Raw genomic sequence first — 16,753 nt, forward strand, 5'->3', positions numbered from 1 at the left:
ATGTCCGATCACTTGGCGGGCGCGAAGGAGAACAGCTGCGTCTTGATCGACGGCGGTGCGCCGGGCGTGAACCAGTTGGTGTCCTGGATATGGCTGGCGGTGACGTACATCGTCCCGTCGCGCCCTTCGGAGAAGGTGTCGGGCCAGCGCAGGCGGCGGTCGGTCAGCACCGTCTCGACGGTCGCGCCGTTCAGCCGCTTGATCGCATAGTCGGTCGGCGAGGTCAGGTAGAGGACGCCCGCCTTGCTCATCCACAGGCCGTCGGCAACGTGGGTCTGCGCGACCGTCTTCACCGCTGCCGCCCTGTCCGTCTCGCTGACGTCCGACCGCAGCTTGGCGGTGTCGATCGAATACAGCGTCTTGCCGGTCAGCGCCTGATAGTAGAGCGTCTTGCCATCCTTGGAGATGGCGATGCCGTCAGCGGCGAAGGCAGGCTGGCGGCCATCGGGGCGGACGAGCGGCTTGCCGTCGAGCGTCACCTTCACCGTCTTGTCGATCTGCGTCGAGGGGTGCCCGTCAAGCGCACGGTGGCTCTTGCCGCTCTCCAGGTCGACGACGATGATCGCGCCGCGCGTGCCGCTGTCGGTGATGTAGCCGGTCTTGCCGTCGGGCGAGAAGCGGATGTCGTTGAGGTAGGTGCCCTGCAACGCGACGTCGCCAGGAACCAGGATCGTCTTCGTCACCCTGTTCGATGCCAGATCGATGCGGACGAGTTTCGGGGCGCCTTCGAGGATCTTCTCGTTGCCGGGCGCACCGGGATCCAGCACCCAGAGGTTGCCATGGCCATCGGGGACGATCGACTGCACGCAGACGAAATAGTCGCCGACCGGCAGTTCGTTGGCGCGAGCATTGCGCCAGCTGTTCCACTTGGCGTCGGGATAGGGGCGCAAGGATCCGTCCTTCATCACCTCTGCAACCGAGATCGGCGCGTCATCTGTCCAGCGCGGGAAGTTGACGAAGCGACGGCCATCCCCGGTCACGGCGACGCCGGTCGCCTGATGGTCGAACTGCGCCACCTGCGTCAGCTGCGCGCTGCGGCCCTGAGCGTGGGCAACGCCGGCTGCAGCAGCGGCAGCCAGGCCGATGGCGGCGATTCCAGCGGCATAAGGTGCGGCTTTTTTCATGGTCAGGCTCCTGTCGATCGTATCAGTCAGCGCGGCGGGGTCGCCGGCGAAGAGGGTAATGAGGTGGCGCACCACCGCTTGCGGGTTCTCACGCTGCGGAAAATGGCCGACCCCGGTCATGGTGATGCGCGCGAACGGCCCGGCGAATTTTGCTCGCACATCCTGCGCGGTCGAGGGCGAATTCACGCCATCGGCATCGCCGTGGATGTAGAGCGTCGGCAGAGACAAGGTCGTGGTCGCCTTGACCTTGTCCTCCAGCCAGGCGCTTCGTGGATCAGGTTCCGCTTCGCCCCAGCGCGCGCGATAGCTGTGAAGCGTCACGTCGACCCAGTCGGGATTGTCGAACGACTGGGCGACACGGTCGAACGTGGCCTCGTCGAACCATCCCGGTGGCGACCAGTTGACCCAATGCAGATGGGTGAATCCGCGCCGGTCTGCACGTACCGCTTCCGCCCCGCGCGCGGTCGCCATGAACCAGTGATACCATTGCCGCTGGGTCTGCTCGAACGGCGGCGTCGGCATACCGCCGAGCCGGGGCGGGGTCGACAGCATCGCCATCCGCTCCACCCGATCGGGCCAGCCTACCGCAAGCGCTTCGGCGGTGTTTGATCCCCAATCATGACCGGCGACCATGAAGCGGTCGATCTCCAAGCCGTCGAGCAGCTCGATCACATCCATCGCATGGATCGCGCTGTTACCGGTCCGCGGCGATGCCGTGTCCCGGAACCGCGTCGCACCGAAGCCACGCAGCGTCGGCACAATCGTGCGCAGCCCGGCCGCGTGGAGGCTTTCCGCCACAGTGTGCCACGTCGATGCATCGTCCGGCCAGCCATGGAGCAGCAGCACCGCCGGACCGTCTCGCGGACCTTCGTCCCGATACGCGATGTCGAGTGTTTCGGTCGCAAATGATCGCATCAGCGGTTCGCCTCGATCGCGCTGTAGCTTAGCGCTCTTGACGGCAGGATCGGCGTGGGGCTGGAATGCTGTCTCATCACCTTGGCGACTCGATCCTCGACGCAATTCCGGCTCCTGCCGCAGTCGCAATGCCGAAGGCGATGTGGTTGACGGCGTGCATTGCGATCGTCCTGCCGCCGGACCGCCACTCGGGCTCTTTGACGCCAAGAAGTGGGCCGGTGAGCCAATGCGCGACGCCGTAGAAGGCGAGACCGAATAGGATGCCGCTCGGGACGATCGCCGCATCCTCATCCGTTGTAATGGCATAGGCGCCGCCGGCGATCGCCGAGAGCAACAGATGTCCACCCTGCGTCAACGTCTGCTCCCCGACGTCGGGGAGTTGGTCAACGGGCGGCGTGTGGCGGCCGAGCCGCCCCGCCGCCCGGCGCTCGAGGTCCGCCAGTTCCGATGGCTTGCCGGTCTTCTTCTCCCCGGCCATCATCAGGGCGCTAAGGCCCAACCCGGCAAGCAGAGCGCCCGCAACGGCACCGGTGACGCGGCGGCCGTTCAAGCGGCCTCCTCCATCTCACGCTTTAGCGAGGCCATGTCGATGACATAGCGGAAGCGCACGTCCTCGTTCTTGACCTTCTTGTAGGCGGAATTGACGTCCTGGATGTCGATGACTTGGACGTCGGGGGCGACACCCTTCTCGGCACAGAAGTCGAGCACCTCCTGCGTTTCGGCGATCGAACCGATCAGCGAGCCCGCCAGCGTCCGGCGGTGCATGATGAGTTCCTGGTTGTTGTAGCCGGGGATCTGATCCAGCGCACCGACCGCGCAATAGGTCGCGTTGCGCTTCAAGAGCGTGATGAACGGATCGACCTTGTGCTTTTCCGGGATAGTCGAGAGGATGAAGTCGAAGCTCAGCTCGAGTTCCTTGTAGGCATCCTTGTTACCCTCGATCACGACCCGGTTGGCGCCCAGCGCCTTACCCGGCTCGACCTTGTCCTTGTCGGTCGTGAATACGGTGACGTCCGCACCCATCGCGACCGCGAGCTTCACCGCCATGTGACCGAGCCCACCCAGGCCGACGATGCCGACCTTGTCGCCCGCCTTCACGCCCCAGTGCTTCAGCGGCGAATAGGTGGTGACACCCGCGCAAAGGATCGGTGCCGCCGCTTCGATTGGCAGGCTTTCGGGCACCTTCAGGACGAAATCCTCAGGCACCACCATGACGTTCGAATAACCGCCATAGGTGTTGTCCTCGGCGTAGGTGTTGACGCCATCCTCGGTCTGCGCGGCGGGCTTCATCGGACCGTTGTAGGTCGCCAGCCAGCTGTTATGCCCCTCGCAGTGATGCTCGTCGCCTTCGCGGCAGGGTTCGCACTGACGGCAGCTGTCGATCATGCAGCCGACCCCGACGAGGTCGCCCACCTTGTGCCGGGACACGCCTGCACCGGCGGCCGAGACGCGGCCGACGATCTCGTGGCCGGGCATGCAGGGGTAGACCGTATTGCCCCAGTCGTTCTCGACCTGGTGGATGTCGGAATGGCAGACGCCGCAATAGAGGACGTCGATCTGCACCTCGTTGGCCTTCGGTTCGGGACGATCGAACTCAAGGGGCTTCAGGCGGCTGAACGAATGCTTGGCGGCATAGCCTAGAGCTTTGGTCATGTTGGGTCTTCCTCGTTCCGGATGGTCAGGCGCCGGCGTTTGTCGGCTCGTGATAGGGGCAGCCGTTCACGCGCGCCCGGAAGTCCGCGGAGTGGCGGTAGGTCTCGTTACGCGCACGGTTGACGTTGCCGAGCGGCTGGTGCGCCGCGAGCCCGGTCCAGATGCTGAAGCGTGTTTCCTCATCGATCTTGCGCACCTGGGCCGGATCCCAGCTATCCTGCGCCGGTACGCGCAACACGGCGACGCGCTGGAACGGCGAGACCTCCTCGTCCCATTCGACCGTGGGGTCTTCGATCGGCTGCATTTCGAGGTCGCGGCAAAGCTGGACCTGGAACTCCCATTCCGCATTGAGGCGGGCCATCTTGACCTGCACATCCTCACGGATTGCATCCGGCCGATCGCCCGCTTCGACGGTTCGGCCGGTGAGCGCGACCTGATCGGCCGCGATCGGCACGAGGCGGTACTTGGCGATGTAGTCGCCCCAGCGATACGGCGTGACCGAATTGTAGGTTTCGCCCAACGGATCGACGTTGGGCGTGCCGCCCAGCGTGTCGACCTTCGGACTGGAGAGCCCGACCGCCTCCAGGGCGTTGTGCACGCCACGCAATGCCGTTGAGAGCACCTCCTTGGTCCCCTCCATTCGGTCGGTCGTCTTCGCCAGCATCTTGACGTTGCCGAGGAAGGTCTTGGCGTCCTTCGCCACGAACACCTTGCCGTTGTTGGTGACAAAGTCCTGTGCCGTTCCATCGGCACCCGGAAGACGTTCGCCCTTCACGTCGAGAACCTTGATCGCGAGGCCCCGTGGCAGGCTGATGCCATCGCGTAAGATGTCGCCGGCATTGGTCGAGATGCGGATGAGTGCCTCATGCGTGCCGGGAGAGGCGAACGCTCCCTGCGCAAGTTCCGGCGGCAGGGCATCGTCGATGACGAGTTCGCCCTTCAAGACGCCATGCGCCTTGGCATGGACGGAGCGGACCGCATGGCTGTAATCCTCCGCCGTCCGTTCCAGGATGACGTCGAACGCCTCGTTGAGCTGCTGGATGGTGTCGGCCTCGTCGGGCTGCCTCTGTTCGACGTCGGGTGAATAGCGGACTGGTGAACCGGTCATGGCACGGCCTCGTGATGGGAAAGGGGGGAAGGGCGGCAGGCGCCGCCCTTCCGTAGCGATCAACGTGCCAGCGCCGCCTTCAGCCGCGCGACGGCCAGATCGTTCGCCTGCTTCGCGCCATTCACGACCTTGGCCATGCCGAAGAATTCGTGAGTCACGCCCGGGAACGTCTTCTGCTCGACCTTGTCACCGGCCGCCCGCATCGCGGCCGCCAACGTCTCGCCATCCGAGCGGAGCGGATCGATCTGCGCGTTGATGATCGTCGTCGGCGGCAGACCACGCAGGTCGGCGGCGACCAGGTTCAGGCGCGGATCCTGCGCATCGGCCTTGCTCGTCTGATAGTAGTAGCCGAACCACGGCAGCATCGCGGTGTTCAGCGGCTTGGCGTTCGCCGAATCCTTCCGCGAGGGCAGCGTCATGCTGCTGTTCGCAATCGGATAGACCGAGATGATGTGGCGCGGCGCCGTCAGGCCGTTGTCGCGCGCGTAGATCGCGGTCGCGACCGCAAGGTTGCCGCCGGCGCTCTCGCCGACCGTCGCGATCCGTGCGGGGTCGCCACCCCAGCTCGCCGCGTTCTGCAGCGTCCAGCGATAGGCGGCCGCCGCATCGTCGTGCTGGGACGGGAACTTGAACTCCGGCGCATGGCGATATTCGACCGACACGACGATCGCATTGAGCGCCTTGGACATAGCCCGCGGCGCAGCATCGTAGGTGGCGACGTCGGCGATGACCCAGCCGCCGCCATGGTAGTAGACGATGACCGGCATCGGCTTGCCACCGGCGGGTGCCCCGGCCGGCTTGTAGATGCGCGCGAATTGCTTTGGGTCGCTGCCGTACGGCAGGTCCTGCGTCGTGACCGAAGGATCAGGCGCGGTCGACATTCCCTTCTTCTGCATCGCCGCCTTGGCGCCGTCCGCCGCCGAGGGCTGCATGCGGGCTTCCGAAGGCGTGAGCGTCTCGATCGGCTTGCCGCCGAGCGATGCGAGCGCGTCGAGGACCGACTGCATGTCGGGCGTGGCCTTCGGGGGCTGTACGGATGTGGCGGGAGGCGGTGGTGGCGGAGGGGCCGTGATCGAGCGGGCTGACTGAGCCAGAGCCGGAACGCCTGCGATTGCGGTGGACGCGGCGATCAGCATGGAAATGGTTCTGCGCAAATATCCCTCCTGTAACTGTGCGTTTCCCAACCATTGGGCGACCTTTAGCGTTTCTGTACGGAAGTAGACGCAAGCGTCTGGGCAGCGAGGTTCGGGAGTATGGGCGGCGGCATGGATGATATGGCTTCGATGGTAGATGAGACGCGCAGGCCTAACGCGCTGCCGTGTGAAGCGAATGCGCTGCTACGTCTTTTAAATGACGCTGACCGCGCCGCCCTTGCGCCGCATCTGGAACTGGTGCCGTTTCGCAACGGCGACATGATCGCGCGCGCCGGCGATACGGCAGACAGCATCTGCTTCCCGTTGACCGGTATCGCGGCGATACTCGACTCGCTCGAGGGCGACCGCCGCTATGCGGTCGCGCTGGTCGGAAGCGAAGGGTTTATCGGTTGGCAGCTGCTGCTTGGCAACGGGCGCTGGTCACACGACGTCGTGATGAGGGCCGAACACGGAACGGCGATGAGGCTGTCAGTTGCGGCGTTGAACAGGATCCTGGCCGACCGTCCGTCAATCCAAACCATCCTGCTCCGCTTCGTTGATGTTGTCATGACCCAGATGTCCAGGACGATCGTCTCGTCGCTCGCGCACTCGATCGAGCGGCGGATGGCACGATGGATCCTTCTCTACCACGATCGAGTCCGCGAAGACGACATCTGCATGACGCACGAGGAGTTCAGGCTCATGCTCGGCGTCCGTCGCAGCAGCGTAACCGACGCACTTCACAAGCTCGAAGAGGATGAGGCGGTCCGCTCCGTGCGCGGGCGTGTGATCGTGCGTGATCGGGAGCGGCTGTTGCGCCTCGCTGGCGACACCTACGGGTTCGCCGAAGCGGAATACCGGCGCCTACTCGGTCTCTGATCCTATAGATTTGTGGACGATGGCGCCTGGGGCGACCTCAGTGGCCTGCAAAGTCCGCATCGTCATCGGTTCGTCCCTAGAATTGGACGAGCAGTAGCGATTGATATGAACGAATGACCGCAGCTGGGAAGCGATAAATATGTCGCGAACGGCCGGGATTGGGTCCTGGCTGCCAACGAGCCGGGCTCACGTCGATGCCCACGAGCAGCCGCAAGGTTTGCGACCGCCGAGCCGGGAGGGGCCATTCAGTCAGATAACTTTCTGCGGTACCGTCGCGATGCTTGATAAGTCAGTTGCCGCGTCGATCGGAACGCCAGCGTCTTTCCGTTCTGAGTATCGGTCGACAAGCCGGGCAGCGTGCGGTCTCAGCAGGATCGTGAAGCGGACCAGCTCCTCCATCACGTCGACGATGCGGTCATAGTAGCTGGACGGCTTCATGCGACCGGCATCGTCGAACTCCTCAAACGCCTTAGCGACGCTCGACTGGTTCGGGATCGTCACCATCCGCATCCAGCGGCCGAGGATGCGCAGGGTGTTCACGCTGTTGAACGACTGCGATCCGGCCGACACCTGCATGACGGCGAGGGTGCGGCCCTGTGTCGGTCGCATCCCGCCCATCGACAACGGCAGGTGGTCGACTTGTAGCTTCATGATGCCGGTGATCTGACCGTGCCGTTCCGGACTGCACCACACCTGTCCCTCCGACCACATCGACAGCTCGCGCAGCTCGTGGACGGCGGGATGGTCGTCGCCGGTCACCTGATCGGGCAGCGGCAGGGTCGATGGGTCGAAAATGCGCGTCTCGGCACCGAAGAACCGCAGCAGGCGAGCCGCCTCCTCGACGCACAGCCGGGAGTAGGACCGCTCGCGCAGGGATCCGTAGAGCAGCAGGATGCGCGGGGGCGGGTCGCCTGCACCCAGCCCTAGCGCGGGACGCTCCAGCACGTAGCGACGATCGAGCGCGGGTAGATGATCCGGGTCGGTGAGAGTGCGGAGGGGCATCAAATGGGGTTTCCGGTAGGGTTCAGAGGGTTTCCGCAGTTCATCCGGCGTTGATCCGGAACGCCAGTGCGGCGAGCGTGACCAGCAGCACGGGGACGGTCAGCGTCGCGCCGACGCGGAAATAATAGCCCCAACCGATCCGGATGCCCTTCTGGCCAAGGACGTGCAGCCATAGGAGGGTAGCGAGCGACCCGATCGGTGTAATCTTCGGGCCGAGGTCGCAGCCAATCACGTTGGCGTAGATCATCGCTTCGCGGACGGCACCCGTGGCGTGGGTCGCGTCGATCGACAACGCGCCGACCAGGACCGTCGGCATGTTGTTCATCACCGACGACAGCAGCGCGGCGATGATGCCGGTGCCGAACGCCGCACCCCAGACGCCGCCCTGGGCTGTGCGGTCGAAGAGACCGGCGAGATGGTCAGTCAAGCCGGCGTTCCGCAGGCCGTAGACGACCAGGTACATGCCGAGCGAGAAGATCACGACCTGCCACGGTGCGCCACGCAGGACCTTGCGGGTCTCGATAACATGGCCACGCCCGGCGATGGCGAGCAGCAGGACCGCACCGGCAGCGGCAACGGCGCTGACTGGAACGCCGATGGGTTCGAGCAGGAAAAAGCCGGCCAGGAGGGCGGCAAGAACGACCCAGCCCGCCTTGAACGTGGCGGGATCCCGGATTGCGTCGGCCGGGATGCGCAGCGCAGCGACGTCATAGCCGATCGGCACGTCGCGGCGGAAGAACAGCAGCAGCACGACCAGCGTCGCGGCGATCGACGCGAGGTCCACCGGCACCATCACCGAGGCATAGTCGGCGAAGCCGATGCGGAAGAAGTCGGCCGACACGATGTTGACCAGGTTGGACACGATCAGCGGCAGGCTGGCCGTGTCGGCCACGAAGCCCGCCGCCATGACGAACGCCAGCGTCGCTCTATCACGATAGCCCAGTGCTCGCAGCATCGCGATGACGATCGGGGTCAGGATCAGCGCGGCACCGTCGTTGGCGAACAGCGCCGACACGGCTGCACCGAGAAGGACGATCAGGACGAACAAGCGTCGGCCGTGCCCGCCGCCCCATCGGGCGACGTGCAGCGCCGCCCATTCGAAGAAGCCGGCCTCGTCCAGCAGCAGGCTGACGATGATGATCGCGACGAACGTCGCAGTCGCGTTCCAGACGATGCCCCACACCACCGGCACATCCGAGAGCGAGACCACTCCGGCTAGCAGCGCCACGGCCGCGCCGCCCAGCGCGCTCCACCCGATGCCGAGGCCTCGGGGCTGCCAGATGACCAGCGCAATCGTGACGACGAAAATGGCGAGGGCAAGGAGCATCAGGCGACGCGCTGTCCTGAGGCGTCCACCACCTGTTCGCCATCCTCCTTGGCGAACGCACCCCGCTGCGGCTCGGGCAGCAGGTCGAGGACGGCCTCCGACGGGCGGCAGAGCTTCACGCCGAGCGGCGAGACGACCAGCGGCCGGTTGATCAGGACCGGGTGCGCCATCATGGCGTCAACCAGGGCGTCGTCGGTCAGCGAGGCGTCGCCAAGGCCGAGCTCGGCATAGGGCGTGCCCTTCTCGCGCAGCAGATCGCGGGGCGTGATGCCGGCGCGATCGATCAGCTCGACTAGCAGGGCACGGGAAGGCGGGGTCTTCAGATACTCCACGACGTGCGGCTCGATGCCGGCGTTGCGGATCATCGCCAGCGTGTTGCGCGACGTGCCGCAGGCGGGGTTGTGGTAAATCACGACGTCGACGGCCATGGCGCGTCCTTTCAGCAGCAGGGGGAGAGTTCGGCGATGAGGGGCGCGCACAGCTCGGGTGAGCCGGCGCAGCAGTCCTTGACCAGGAACAGTGTCAGCGCCCGCAGGCTATCGAGGTCGGCGCGGTAGATGATGGACCGGCTGTGCCGCACGGATCGGACGATGCCGGCGCGCGCGAGGATGCCGAGATGCGCCGACATGGTGTTCTGCGGCACGTCGAGCTGACGGGCGATCTCGCCCGCCGCCATGCCGTCCGGTTCGTGCCGGACCAGGAGCCGGAACACGTCTAGGCGAGTGCTTTGAGCGAGCGCGGCGAGGGCGACGATGGCAGAATCATTATCCATACATCTAGCATAGTGGATATAACTGCGTTGACCAGAGGAACATCATAGTTCGCTTTGCAGCCCTCCGTCTCCCGAAAGCCCCGGGTCAGCCGGTCGGCGGGTGCGGGCAATCCCAAACAAGACGCGGGACGGCAGACCTATCTTTCGAGACGATGAACGAACGACCGAAGTTGGGGAGATGAAAATAGGCCCCGGATGACCGGATGTGGGTCATTCGTGCCGCCTTCGGTTATCCGCTGCGTAGCACCCCAGCACTTGTTTACGTGTGCCCCCTGCTGTACCCCTCAATGTGCAACTCGCTGATAGGCGGGTTGCGCGGTGACGCAAAATCAATGACTTAGCGCGCGGAGAAAATAGGTCAGGAATCCTGTCTCCCGATATTTACCGTCCAATACTGCAAACTTATCTCATCGGCCGCAACGTGAACCGCGTGATTTCGGACGGCACGCCCAACCGGAGCGCAAAGCCCGGCCACAAGCCGGTGCCGTTGCTGACGTAGAGGGTCATGCCGCCGACTTCGTACCGTCCCGACACGAACCCGGCATTGGCCCACGCGACGATCCGGTCGAGCCCCGCGATCATACCGCCATGGGTGTGTCCGGACAGTTGAAGCGCGACGCCGCGTGCGGCGGCATCGCGTGCCTTTCCGGGTTGATGGTCGAGAAGAAGGATCGGCGCGTTGGCGGGTGCACCTCTCATCGCGAGGGCAAGGTCCGGCCCAGGTTCGCCGACGCTCGGTGCTGACAGGTCGGTGACACCGGCAACGACCAACTGGTCAACGCCGCGTTCGATCACCGCATGCGCATTGGGCAACATGCGGAAACCCATGCCCGAGAGGCACCGCATCCACGCGCCGTAATCGAAGAAATATTCGTGGTTGCCCGGGATGGCATAGACCCCGTTCGGCGCACGCAGCTGCTGTAGTGGCGCCACGTCAGGGCGACGCATTTCGACCGACCCGTCGATGAAGTCGCCGGTCACCACGATCAGGTCCGCGCCGGACGCATTAGTGCGATCGACGACTGCTTGCGCCCAATCGGACGTGAAGAGGCGGCTGATATGCAGGTCGGTGAGCTGGATGACCCGGTATCCGTCGAAGGATGGCGGAAGGTCGCGGATCGCCACCGTCACGTCCTCGATCGGGGGAACGCGCAGCGCGTTGACGACCCCGATCCCGGCCAACGCCGCGGCCACGCCGGCAATGGTATAGCGTAGCGCGTCTGGTTCCCGGATCACCTCCCGTCGCACCAGCATGGTCAGCAGCGCCCCCAGATCGATCACCAGTTGCAATACGGCGAGCAGGACCAGCGCGCCGAACGCCCAGTTGAAGAGGATCAAGATCAGACGCGGGAACTCGGGCGCGAAGACCGAACCCGACGACAATCGGCTCCAGAAATGGAACTGCGACGCAGCGAGCATCAGGATGCCTGCGGGTATCTTTGCCCAGAGCGGCAGCGGCAAGGGCCAGAGCCAGCGTGTCAGGACGATCAGGGCCGGTACGGCAAAGACGACATTGAAGATGGGGTGCGCTCCGGCTTTTGCAGGCAATGTCGCCTGTAAACGAGGCACATGCCGTACGTGTCCGCCACATGCCACGGGGGAGGGGGCTTGGATATGATATGATTTCGACGCGGCCCGCCGTCGCAACAACAGGGGCGCGTGTCGAAATTACATGGCCTCGGTCATCACCGCGAGGGACGGGCGAGTAACGGGTACAGGCGTCCGCGTCATACTCGCCCGTGCTTCAGCGGGTCCAACTATCGAGGCTGTGCGACCACTGCTCTTAAGCCGTTGCACCGCCGTCGATGTTGAGGGTCGTGCCGGTGATGTAGCTTGCATCCGGACCGGCGAGGAAGGCGACCGCGCCCGCGATCTCCTCAACCTTGCCATAGCGGCCGAGCGGGATCGCGTGCAGCACTTGCCCGGCAAATTCGCTGTCGGCGGGGTTCATGTCGGTGTCGATCGGACCCGGCTGCACGGTGTTGACCAGGATGTTGCGTGGGGCGAGGTCCTTGGCCCAGCCGCGTGCCAGCGCCGCTACCGCGGCCTTCGTCGCGCTGTAGACGGTGGTCGCGGGGAAGGCCATTTCGCCCGAGATGCTGCCGATGAGGATGATCCGCCCGCCGTCGCGAAGGTGCGGCAGCGCCGAGCGGGTGCCGACGTGCAGCCCCTTAACGTTGACGCCGAACTGGCGATCATAGGTTTCGTCGGTGTCCTCGGTGACGGTCGAGAATTCCGCCACGCCGGCATTGTGGACCAGAATGTCGATCCCGCCCAAAGCGGCGGCGGCCTGTTCGACGCCCGCCCGCTGCGACGCGGGATCGGCGGCGTTTGCCTGGAAGGCGAAGGCGGCGCCGCCCGCGCTCTCGATCGCTGACACGGTAGCGTCGGCGGCGGCTTTGTTGCCGGCATAGGTGATCGCCACGGTCGCGCCATCCGCCGCCAGCCGCTTGGCGATGGCCGAGCCGATGCCGCGCGATCCGCCGGTGACGAGCGCTGTCCTGCCCTGAATCGACATAGATATTCTCCAAAAATGCTGGCCCGCGATCACGCCGTCGTGCGCTGTCAGCAGGCGGTAAATGGGATGACGCTTCAACAGTTCAAGAATGCCGAACTATTAAAATGGAGGTGGTGCCCTATATCGGTTCTATGGCCCGCTTCACTCACCCCCGGCTGGAGGACGTTCCGCTCGATCTGGCGCTGCACGCACTGGCCGATCCCAACCGGCTGGCCATGGTGGCGCGGCTCGCCGAAACCGAGCGGCTGAGCTGCACCGATGCCGCGCCGTGCGACTCAATCCCGAAGAGCACGCTGTCCAACCATTTGAAGCTGCTGCGCGCGGCGGGGCTGATCGAGACGACGCAGGTCGGCCGTGAAATGATTAACACGCTGCGCCGTGCCGAATTCGACCAGCGGTTTCCCGGTCTGCTCGACGCGGTGCTCGCCAACCGGCCGGCCTGATTAGCGGCCGATCGCGTCGAGCTCGGCCACAACGTCTTCAGGCAGCGTCAGCGAGGCAGCAGCGAGATTCTCGTGGAGGTGCGCGACCGAGGAGGTGCCGGGGATCAGCAGGATGTTGGGCGATCGCTGGAGCAGCCATGCCAGCGCCACTTGCATTGGCGTTGCCTCAAGCTGCGCCGCGACGTCGGACAACGTCGCCGACTGAAGCGGGCTGAACCCGCCGAGCGGGAAGAACGGCACATAGGCGATGCCCTCCGCCGCCAGCGCATCGATGAAGCTATCGTCGTCGCGGTGGGCGAGGTTGTATTGGTTCTGCACGCAGACGATCGCGGCAATGTCGCGGGCTTCCTCGAATTGTGTCGGCGTCACGTTGCTGAGGCCGATATGCCGCACCAGACCCTGTCGCTGGAGATCGGCCACCGTCTTGAGCGGCGCGGCGAGCGATCCTTCCGCCGGCCCATGGACGTCGAACATCAGGCGCAGGTTGACGACGTCGAGCGTCTCCAGCCCGAGGTTCGTCAGATTGTCCTCGACCGCACGGGCCAGTTCGTTTGGCGCGAACGCGGGGAGCCAGGATTCATCGTCACCGCGCCGCGCGCCGATCTTGGTCACGATCAGCAGGTCGCCGGGGTAGGGGGACAGCGCTTCGCGGATCAGCCGGTTGGTGACGTGGGGGCCGTAGAAGTCGCTGGTGTCTATGTGGTTGACCCCAGCCTCGACAGCGGCGCGAAGCACGGCGAGCGCCGCTTCCTGGTCGCGCGGTGGACCGAACACGCCGGGGCCGGCAAGTTGCATCGCGCCATAGCCGAGCCGCTTCACGTCGTGTCCGGCGAAGGAATAGGTGCCTGCCTGATCGATCGTCATCATCTTATCTCCTGTGCTGGCACCGAAATACGTCTTGCGGATCATAGCGATAAGCCGGAGTGATCCGCACGGGCTGTACGGAAAACCGAACGATGAAGGCTGACCTTGCCGATCTCAACGCCTTCCTGGCGGTCGCGCAGGCGCGGGGGTTTCGCGACGCTGCGCGCACCGTCGGGTCGAGCGCCTCGACGCTAAGCGAAGCGGTAAGGCGGTTGGAGGCGCGGTTGGGCGTCCGGCTGCTTCACCGCACCACGCGCAGCGTCGTGCCGACCGAGGCGGGGACCCGGCTGATGGAACGTCTGGCGCCGGCACTCGGCGAGGTGGAGGCGGCGCTCGACGTCGTGAATCTGTTCCGCGATCGCCCTGCGGGGATGCTCAAGCTCAACGTGCCGGTCAGCGCGGCGCGGCTGGTGCTGCCGGTGATCCTGCCCGGCTTCCTCGCCGCCTATCCGGACATTCAGGTCGAGATCGTCGCCGAGGACGGTTTCGTCGATATGGTGGCATCGGGCTGCGATGCGGGCATCCGCTATGACGAGCGGCTGGAGCAGGACATGATTGCGGTGCCGATCGGTCCGCGCGTCCAGCGCTTTGCGACAGCGGCGGCACCGGCCTATCTCGATGCGCGCGGGCGGCCGGACCATCCACGCGACCTGCTCGACCATGCCTGTCTGCGCGGTCGGTTCAGCAGTGGCGCGCTCACCAGCCCGTGGGAGTTCGAGCGCGATGGCGAGATCGTACGGATTGAGCCGCAAGGGCAGTTGATAGCCGGTGTCGCCGGTGCGGTGGAATTGCTGGTCGATGTGGCGGTGGCGGGCGGAGGGATCATCCACCTGTTCGAGGACTGGCTCGCGCCGGCGTTGAGGAGCGGGGCGCTCGAACCGGTGCTGCCCGACTGGTGGCAGTCCTTTTCCGGCCCGTTCCTCTATTATTCCGGCCGCCGCCTCGTACCGCCGCCGCTGCGCGCGTTCCTCGACTTCATCCGCGGTTAGAGCATCGCGAGCGGCTCGGGGCCGCATGGCGGCGGGAACAGGTCGTCGAGGTGTCGTAGCTCGGCTTCGGATAGTGTGAGGTCCAACGCCGCCCGGTTGTCGCGCACATGGACGATCGACCCGGCCTTGGGGATGGGAAGAATGCCGTCCCGCGCCAGCAGCCATGCAAGAGCGAGTTGCGCGGGCGTGGCGTTGTGCTCGACGGCCATTTGGGCAAGGCCGGGATGTGCCACCAGGCGGCCTTGCTCGACCGGACTGTAGGCCATGACCGGCATCTGATGCTGCGCGAGCCATGGGATCAGATCATATTCAGGGCCGCGCCGGGTGAGATTGTAGAGGATCTGGTCGGTCTGGCAACCTTCGCCGCCGCCGGCGACGAGTTCCGCCATGTCGTCGGTGCCGAGGTTGCTGACGCCCCAGCGCAAAATCTTGCCCGCCGCGACCAGCCGCTCCATCGCCTCGACCGTTTCGGCCAGCGGCACGTTGCCGCGCCAGTGCAGCAAGTACAGGTCGAGCCGGTCGGTACCCAACCGGTCGAGGCTCGCTCCGCAAGCTCGCGGCAATCGGTCGCGCGAGGCATTCTGGGGATAGGCCTTGCTGACGAGGAACACCTCGTCGCGCACGCCCGCGATCGCCTCGCCGACCAGACGTTCGGAATCGCCATCGGCATACATCTCGGCGGTGTCGATCAGGGTCAGGCCGAGCGACAGTCCCTCGCGCAACGCGGCGATTTCGTCCGACCGACGGGCGGGGTCTTCCGCCATCATCCAGGTGCCTTGGCCAAGCGCGGGGACGGTAGTCCCGTCCGGAAAGCGGATCGTTTTCATGTGGCAGTCAACGTTCGACCCGGCGCATCGGGCCAATGTCCGGTTGGTGATAGCTAATGCCGACACGGAGGACCATGCCGCCGGATGCAAGATGCGACTCCACTCGGGTCAGCTAACCGTAACCCCCTTCCAAAAGGCGATGCGTCCGCGGATGTTTTCGGCTTCGGGCTTGGGATCGGGATAATACCAAGCGGCGTCGGGATTGTCGGCGCCCGCGACGTTCAGGCTGTAATAATGCGCCGTTCCCTTCCACGGGCAGATGGTCGTCGTGTTGCTCGGCCGCAGGAGCGCGGCGTCCACACTCTGCACGGGGAAATAATGGTTGCCCTCGACGATTACCGTATCGTCGCTATGGGCGATCCGTACGCCGTTCCATCGTGCTTCCGCCATCATACGTCTCCTGACATGGATGGACGTCGGCATTCGGTCAAACTTCTTCAAGGTCGGGTCTGGGCCACTCGGCTTGCGGGGGGTGATGAGCGCTACTGGTTCCGTGCGCCGTGGCGGGCGGAAGTGCCCACCGATCTTGCCTCCAACGCGCTTGCCAGAAGATCGGGCGATGCCAAAGGCCCTCGACCCTGTTAACGGACGGCGATGCTCAAGACCCGCATGAAGCGCCTCGCCACCCAGACGGAACTCGACCTTCGGCGCCTTGCCGCCATCGAGGCGGCGGTGGCGGCATTGGGCGATGAGGATCTGCTCGATTTCGCCGACATCTTCGCCGCAGGTGATCCGACGCCGCTGCGTGCCATGGCGGAGGAACAGATGCGCCTGCGCGGTATCCGCCTGTGAGGAAAATGCCGTCTCGCTTCCGGCGGCTCGATGGCGCGCTGGCGGAACTCCCGGTCGAAGAGCCGATGCTGCTAACCGAACTCGACGGTTTCCTTACCGGGCTTATTGTCTGTCCCGAACCGATCCCCGTTGATGAATGGATGACGGTCATATGGGGCGTCGAGGCCGATGGCGTCCCACCCTTCGAGGAGCCGCTCGACGTGCAATGGTTCGTCAAGGCGGTCGCGGCGCGGCGTGACGAGATCGCGCGCGATCTGTCTCGCGACAAGTTGCAGCCGATCCTCGACGTCGACGAGCGCGATGGCGAGGTTCTGTGGGAATATTGGGTCGACGGCTTTTCCGACGCGATCGCGTTGCGGCCAGACGCATGGGGCGGGGCGGCCGCCGCTGCCGAATAGACCGATCCA

Annotated in this window: 19 protein-coding genes; 5 read left to right on the plus strand and 14 right to left on the minus strand. The window is 65.2% G+C overall.

Annotated elements, in window-relative coordinates; translation table 11 throughout:
• Window positions 1–8: 8 nt before the first annotated feature.
• The 5 genes from ACWKSV_RS02335 to ACWKSV_RS02355 all read right to left on the minus strand — a co-directional run bounded on the left by ACWKSV_RS02335 (window position 9) and on the right by ACWKSV_RS02355 (window position 5,936).
• Window positions 9–2,039 carry an L-dopachrome tautomerase-related protein gene (locus tag ACWKSV_RS02335; protein ID WP_191864696.1) on the minus strand — a complete coding sequence of 677 codons (2,031 nt, stop codon included), beginning with the start codon at window positions 2,037–2,039 and terminating at the stop codon, window positions 9–11.
• Window positions 2,040–2,115: 76 nt separating this feature from the next.
• Window positions 2,116–2,589, minus strand: coding sequence for a hypothetical protein (locus tag ACWKSV_RS02340; RefSeq protein WP_191864695.1), 474 nt, complete (start codon window positions 2,587–2,589; stop codon window positions 2,116–2,118).
• On the minus strand, window positions 2,586–3,692 hold the full coding sequence (locus ACWKSV_RS02345; protein ID WP_191864694.1) for an alcohol dehydrogenase catalytic domain-containing protein: 1,107 nt from the start codon (window positions 3,690–3,692) through the stop codon (window positions 2,586–2,588). Before ACWKSV_RS02345 ends, ACWKSV_RS02340 begins: the two co-directional genes overlap by 4 nt.
• A gap of 25 nt (window positions 3,693–3,717) precedes the next feature.
• Window positions 3,718–4,800, minus strand: coding sequence for a catalase family protein (locus ACWKSV_RS02350; protein ID WP_191864693.1), 1,083 nt, complete (start codon window positions 4,798–4,800; stop codon window positions 3,718–3,720).
• Window positions 4,801–4,859: 59 nt separating this feature from the next.
• Window positions 4,860–5,936: an alpha/beta hydrolase fold domain-containing protein gene (locus ACWKSV_RS02355; protein WP_191864692.1), complete on the minus strand. Its 1,077-nt coding sequence runs from the start codon at window positions 5,934–5,936 to the stop codon at window positions 4,860–4,862.
• Between the two features lie 117 nt (window positions 5,937–6,053).
• Here ACWKSV_RS02355 and ACWKSV_RS02360 point away from each other — a divergent pair, with 117 nt between their 5' ends.
• Complete coding sequence (locus tag ACWKSV_RS02360) at window positions 6,054–6,812, plus strand: Crp/Fnr family transcriptional regulator (RefSeq protein WP_483666875.1); 759 nt, start codon at window positions 6,054–6,056, stop codon at window positions 6,810–6,812.
• Between the two features lie 249 nt (window positions 6,813–7,061).
• Here ACWKSV_RS02360 and arsH read toward each other — a convergent pair whose 3' ends face one another.
• The 6 genes from arsH to ACWKSV_RS02390 all read right to left on the minus strand — a co-directional run bounded on the left by arsH (window position 7,062) and on the right by ACWKSV_RS02390 (window position 12,431).
• Window positions 7,062–7,814, minus strand: a complete 753-nt coding sequence (gene arsH, locus ACWKSV_RS02365; RefSeq protein WP_191864690.1) for an arsenical resistance protein ArsH — start codon at window positions 7,812–7,814, stop codon at window positions 7,062–7,064.
• Window positions 7,815–7,854: 40 nt separating this feature from the next.
• Window positions 7,855–9,141 (minus strand): arsenite/antimonite efflux transporter, encoded by a 1,287-nt coding sequence (locus ACWKSV_RS02370; RefSeq protein ID WP_191864689.1) that lies wholly within the window; start codon window positions 9,139–9,141, stop codon window positions 7,855–7,857.
• Window positions 9,141–9,569 carry an arsenate reductase (glutaredoxin) gene (arsC, locus tag ACWKSV_RS02375; RefSeq protein ID WP_066693076.1) on the minus strand — a complete coding sequence of 143 codons (429 nt, stop codon included), beginning with the start codon at window positions 9,567–9,569 and terminating at the stop codon, window positions 9,141–9,143. Before arsC ends, ACWKSV_RS02370 begins: the two co-directional genes overlap by 1 nt.
• Window positions 9,570–9,580: 11 nt before the next feature.
• Complete coding sequence (locus tag ACWKSV_RS02380; protein ID WP_191864688.1) at window positions 9,581–9,913, minus strand: metalloregulator ArsR/SmtB family transcription factor; 333 nt, start codon at window positions 9,911–9,913, stop codon at window positions 9,581–9,583.
• 402 nt (window positions 9,914–10,315) lie between these two features.
• Window positions 10,316–11,482, minus strand: coding sequence for a metallophosphoesterase (locus tag ACWKSV_RS02385; protein ID WP_338469024.1), 1,167 nt, complete (start codon window positions 11,480–11,482; stop codon window positions 10,316–10,318).
• Window positions 11,483–11,696: 214 nt separating this feature from the next.
• The gene (locus ACWKSV_RS02390) at window positions 11,697–12,431 is read right to left on the minus strand and encodes an SDR family oxidoreductase (RefSeq protein ID WP_191864687.1); all 735 of its coding nucleotides are present in this window, start codon (window positions 12,429–12,431) and stop codon (window positions 11,697–11,699) included.
• Window positions 12,432–12,562: 131 nt separating this feature from the next.
• Here ACWKSV_RS02390 and ACWKSV_RS02395 point away from each other — a divergent pair, with 131 nt between their 5' ends.
• Window positions 12,563–12,874, plus strand: a complete 312-nt coding sequence (locus ACWKSV_RS02395; protein WP_191864711.1) for a metalloregulator ArsR/SmtB family transcription factor — start codon at window positions 12,563–12,565, stop codon at window positions 12,872–12,874.
• Here the strand turns inward: ACWKSV_RS02395 and ACWKSV_RS02400 are convergent, their stop codons facing one another.
• On the minus strand, window positions 12,875–13,741 hold the full coding sequence (locus ACWKSV_RS02400; protein ID WP_191864686.1) for an oxidoreductase: 867 nt from the start codon (window positions 13,739–13,741) through the stop codon (window positions 12,875–12,877).
• A gap of 89 nt (window positions 13,742–13,830) precedes the next feature.
• Here ACWKSV_RS02400 and ACWKSV_RS02405 point away from each other — a divergent pair, with 89 nt between their 5' ends.
• Window positions 13,831–14,727, plus strand: coding sequence for a LysR substrate-binding domain-containing protein (locus tag ACWKSV_RS02405; RefSeq protein WP_191864685.1), 897 nt, complete (start codon window positions 13,831–13,833; stop codon window positions 14,725–14,727).
• On the opposite strand, the gene ACWKSV_RS02410 is transcribed toward ACWKSV_RS02405, so the two are convergent.
• A complete protein-coding gene (locus ACWKSV_RS02410; RefSeq protein WP_191864684.1) occupies window positions 14,724–15,554 on the minus strand; it encodes an aldo/keto reductase in 831 nt (276 codons plus the stop codon). The genes ACWKSV_RS02405 and ACWKSV_RS02410 overlap by 4 nt on opposite strands.
• Before the next feature lie 108 nt (window positions 15,555–15,662).
• A complete protein-coding gene (locus ACWKSV_RS02415; RefSeq protein WP_191864683.1) occupies window positions 15,663–15,944 on the minus strand; it encodes a DUF427 domain-containing protein in 282 nt (93 codons plus the stop codon).
• A 204-nt stretch (window positions 15,945–16,148) separates the two neighbouring features.
• Here ACWKSV_RS02415 and ACWKSV_RS02420 point away from each other — a divergent pair, with 204 nt between their 5' ends.
• Entirely contained in the window at window positions 16,149–16,346 is a 198-nt protein-coding gene (locus tag ACWKSV_RS02420) for a hypothetical protein (protein WP_338469025.1), read from the plus strand.
• A gap of 5 nt (window positions 16,347–16,351) precedes the next feature.
• Entirely contained in the window at window positions 16,352–16,744 is a 393-nt protein-coding gene (locus tag ACWKSV_RS02425) for a UPF0149 family protein (protein ID WP_338469026.1), read from the plus strand.
• Window positions 16,745–16,753: the final 9 nt, after the last annotated feature.

The organism is Sphingomonas sp. SphC10 (genome assembly GCF_057004845.1).

Excerpts from the sequence above, each read along its gene's own strand:
- ACWKSV_RS02335 (WP_191864696.1), bottom strand. The coding sequence starts at position 2,039 with ATGCGATCATTTGCGACCGAAACACTCGACATCGCGTATCGGGACGAA.
- ACWKSV_RS02345 (WP_191864694.1), bottom strand. The coding sequence starts at position 3,692 with ATGACCAAAGCTCTAGGCTATGCCGCCAAGCATTCGTTCAGCCGCCTG.
- ACWKSV_RS02350 (WP_191864693.1), bottom strand. The coding sequence starts at position 4,800 with ATGACCGGTTCACCAGTCCGCTATTCACCCGACGTCGAACAGAGGCAG.
- ACWKSV_RS02355 (WP_191864692.1), bottom strand. The coding sequence starts at position 5,936 with ATGCTGATCGCCGCGTCCACCGCAATCGCAGGCGTTCCGGCTCTGGCT.
- ACWKSV_RS02360 (WP_483666875.1), top strand. The coding sequence starts at position 6,054 with ATGGGCGGCGGCATGGATGATATGGCTTCGATGGTAGATGAGACGCGC.
- arsH (WP_191864690.1), bottom strand. The coding sequence starts at position 7,814 with ATGCCCCTCCGCACTCTCACCGACCCGGATCATCTACCCGCGCTCGAT.
- ACWKSV_RS02370 (WP_191864689.1), bottom strand. The coding sequence starts at position 9,141 with ATGCTCCTTGCCCTCGCCATTTTCGTCGTCACGATTGCGCTGGTCATC.
- arsC (WP_066693076.1), bottom strand. The coding sequence starts at position 9,569 with ATGGCCGTCGACGTCGTGATTTACCACAACCCCGCCTGCGGCACGTCG.
- ACWKSV_RS02380 (WP_191864688.1), bottom strand. The coding sequence starts at position 9,913 with ATGGATAATGATTCTGCCATCGTCGCCCTCGCCGCGCTCGCTCAAAGC.
- ACWKSV_RS02390 (WP_191864687.1), bottom strand. The coding sequence starts at position 12,431 with ATGTCGATTCAGGGCAGGACAGCGCTCGTCACCGGCGGATCGCGCGGC.
- ACWKSV_RS02395 (WP_191864711.1), top strand. The coding sequence starts at position 12,563 with ATGGCCCGCTTCACTCACCCCCGGCTGGAGGACGTTCCGCTCGATCTG.
- ACWKSV_RS02400 (WP_191864686.1), bottom strand. The coding sequence starts at position 13,741 with ATGATGACGATCGATCAGGCAGGCACCTATTCCTTCGCCGGACACGAC.
- ACWKSV_RS02405 (WP_191864685.1), top strand. The coding sequence starts at position 13,831 with ATGAAGGCTGACCTTGCCGATCTCAACGCCTTCCTGGCGGTCGCGCAG.
- ACWKSV_RS02410 (WP_191864684.1), bottom strand. The coding sequence starts at position 15,554 with ATGAAAACGATCCGCTTTCCGGACGGGACTACCGTCCCCGCGCTTGGC.
- ACWKSV_RS02415 (WP_191864683.1), bottom strand. The coding sequence starts at position 15,944 with ATGGCGGAAGCACGATGGAACGGCGTACGGATCGCCCATAGCGACGAT.
- ACWKSV_RS02420 (WP_338469025.1), top strand. The coding sequence starts at position 16,149 with ATGCTCAAGACCCGCATGAAGCGCCTCGCCACCCAGACGGAACTCGAC.
- ACWKSV_RS02425 (WP_338469026.1), top strand. The coding sequence starts at position 16,352 with ATGCCGTCTCGCTTCCGGCGGCTCGATGGCGCGCTGGCGGAACTCCCG.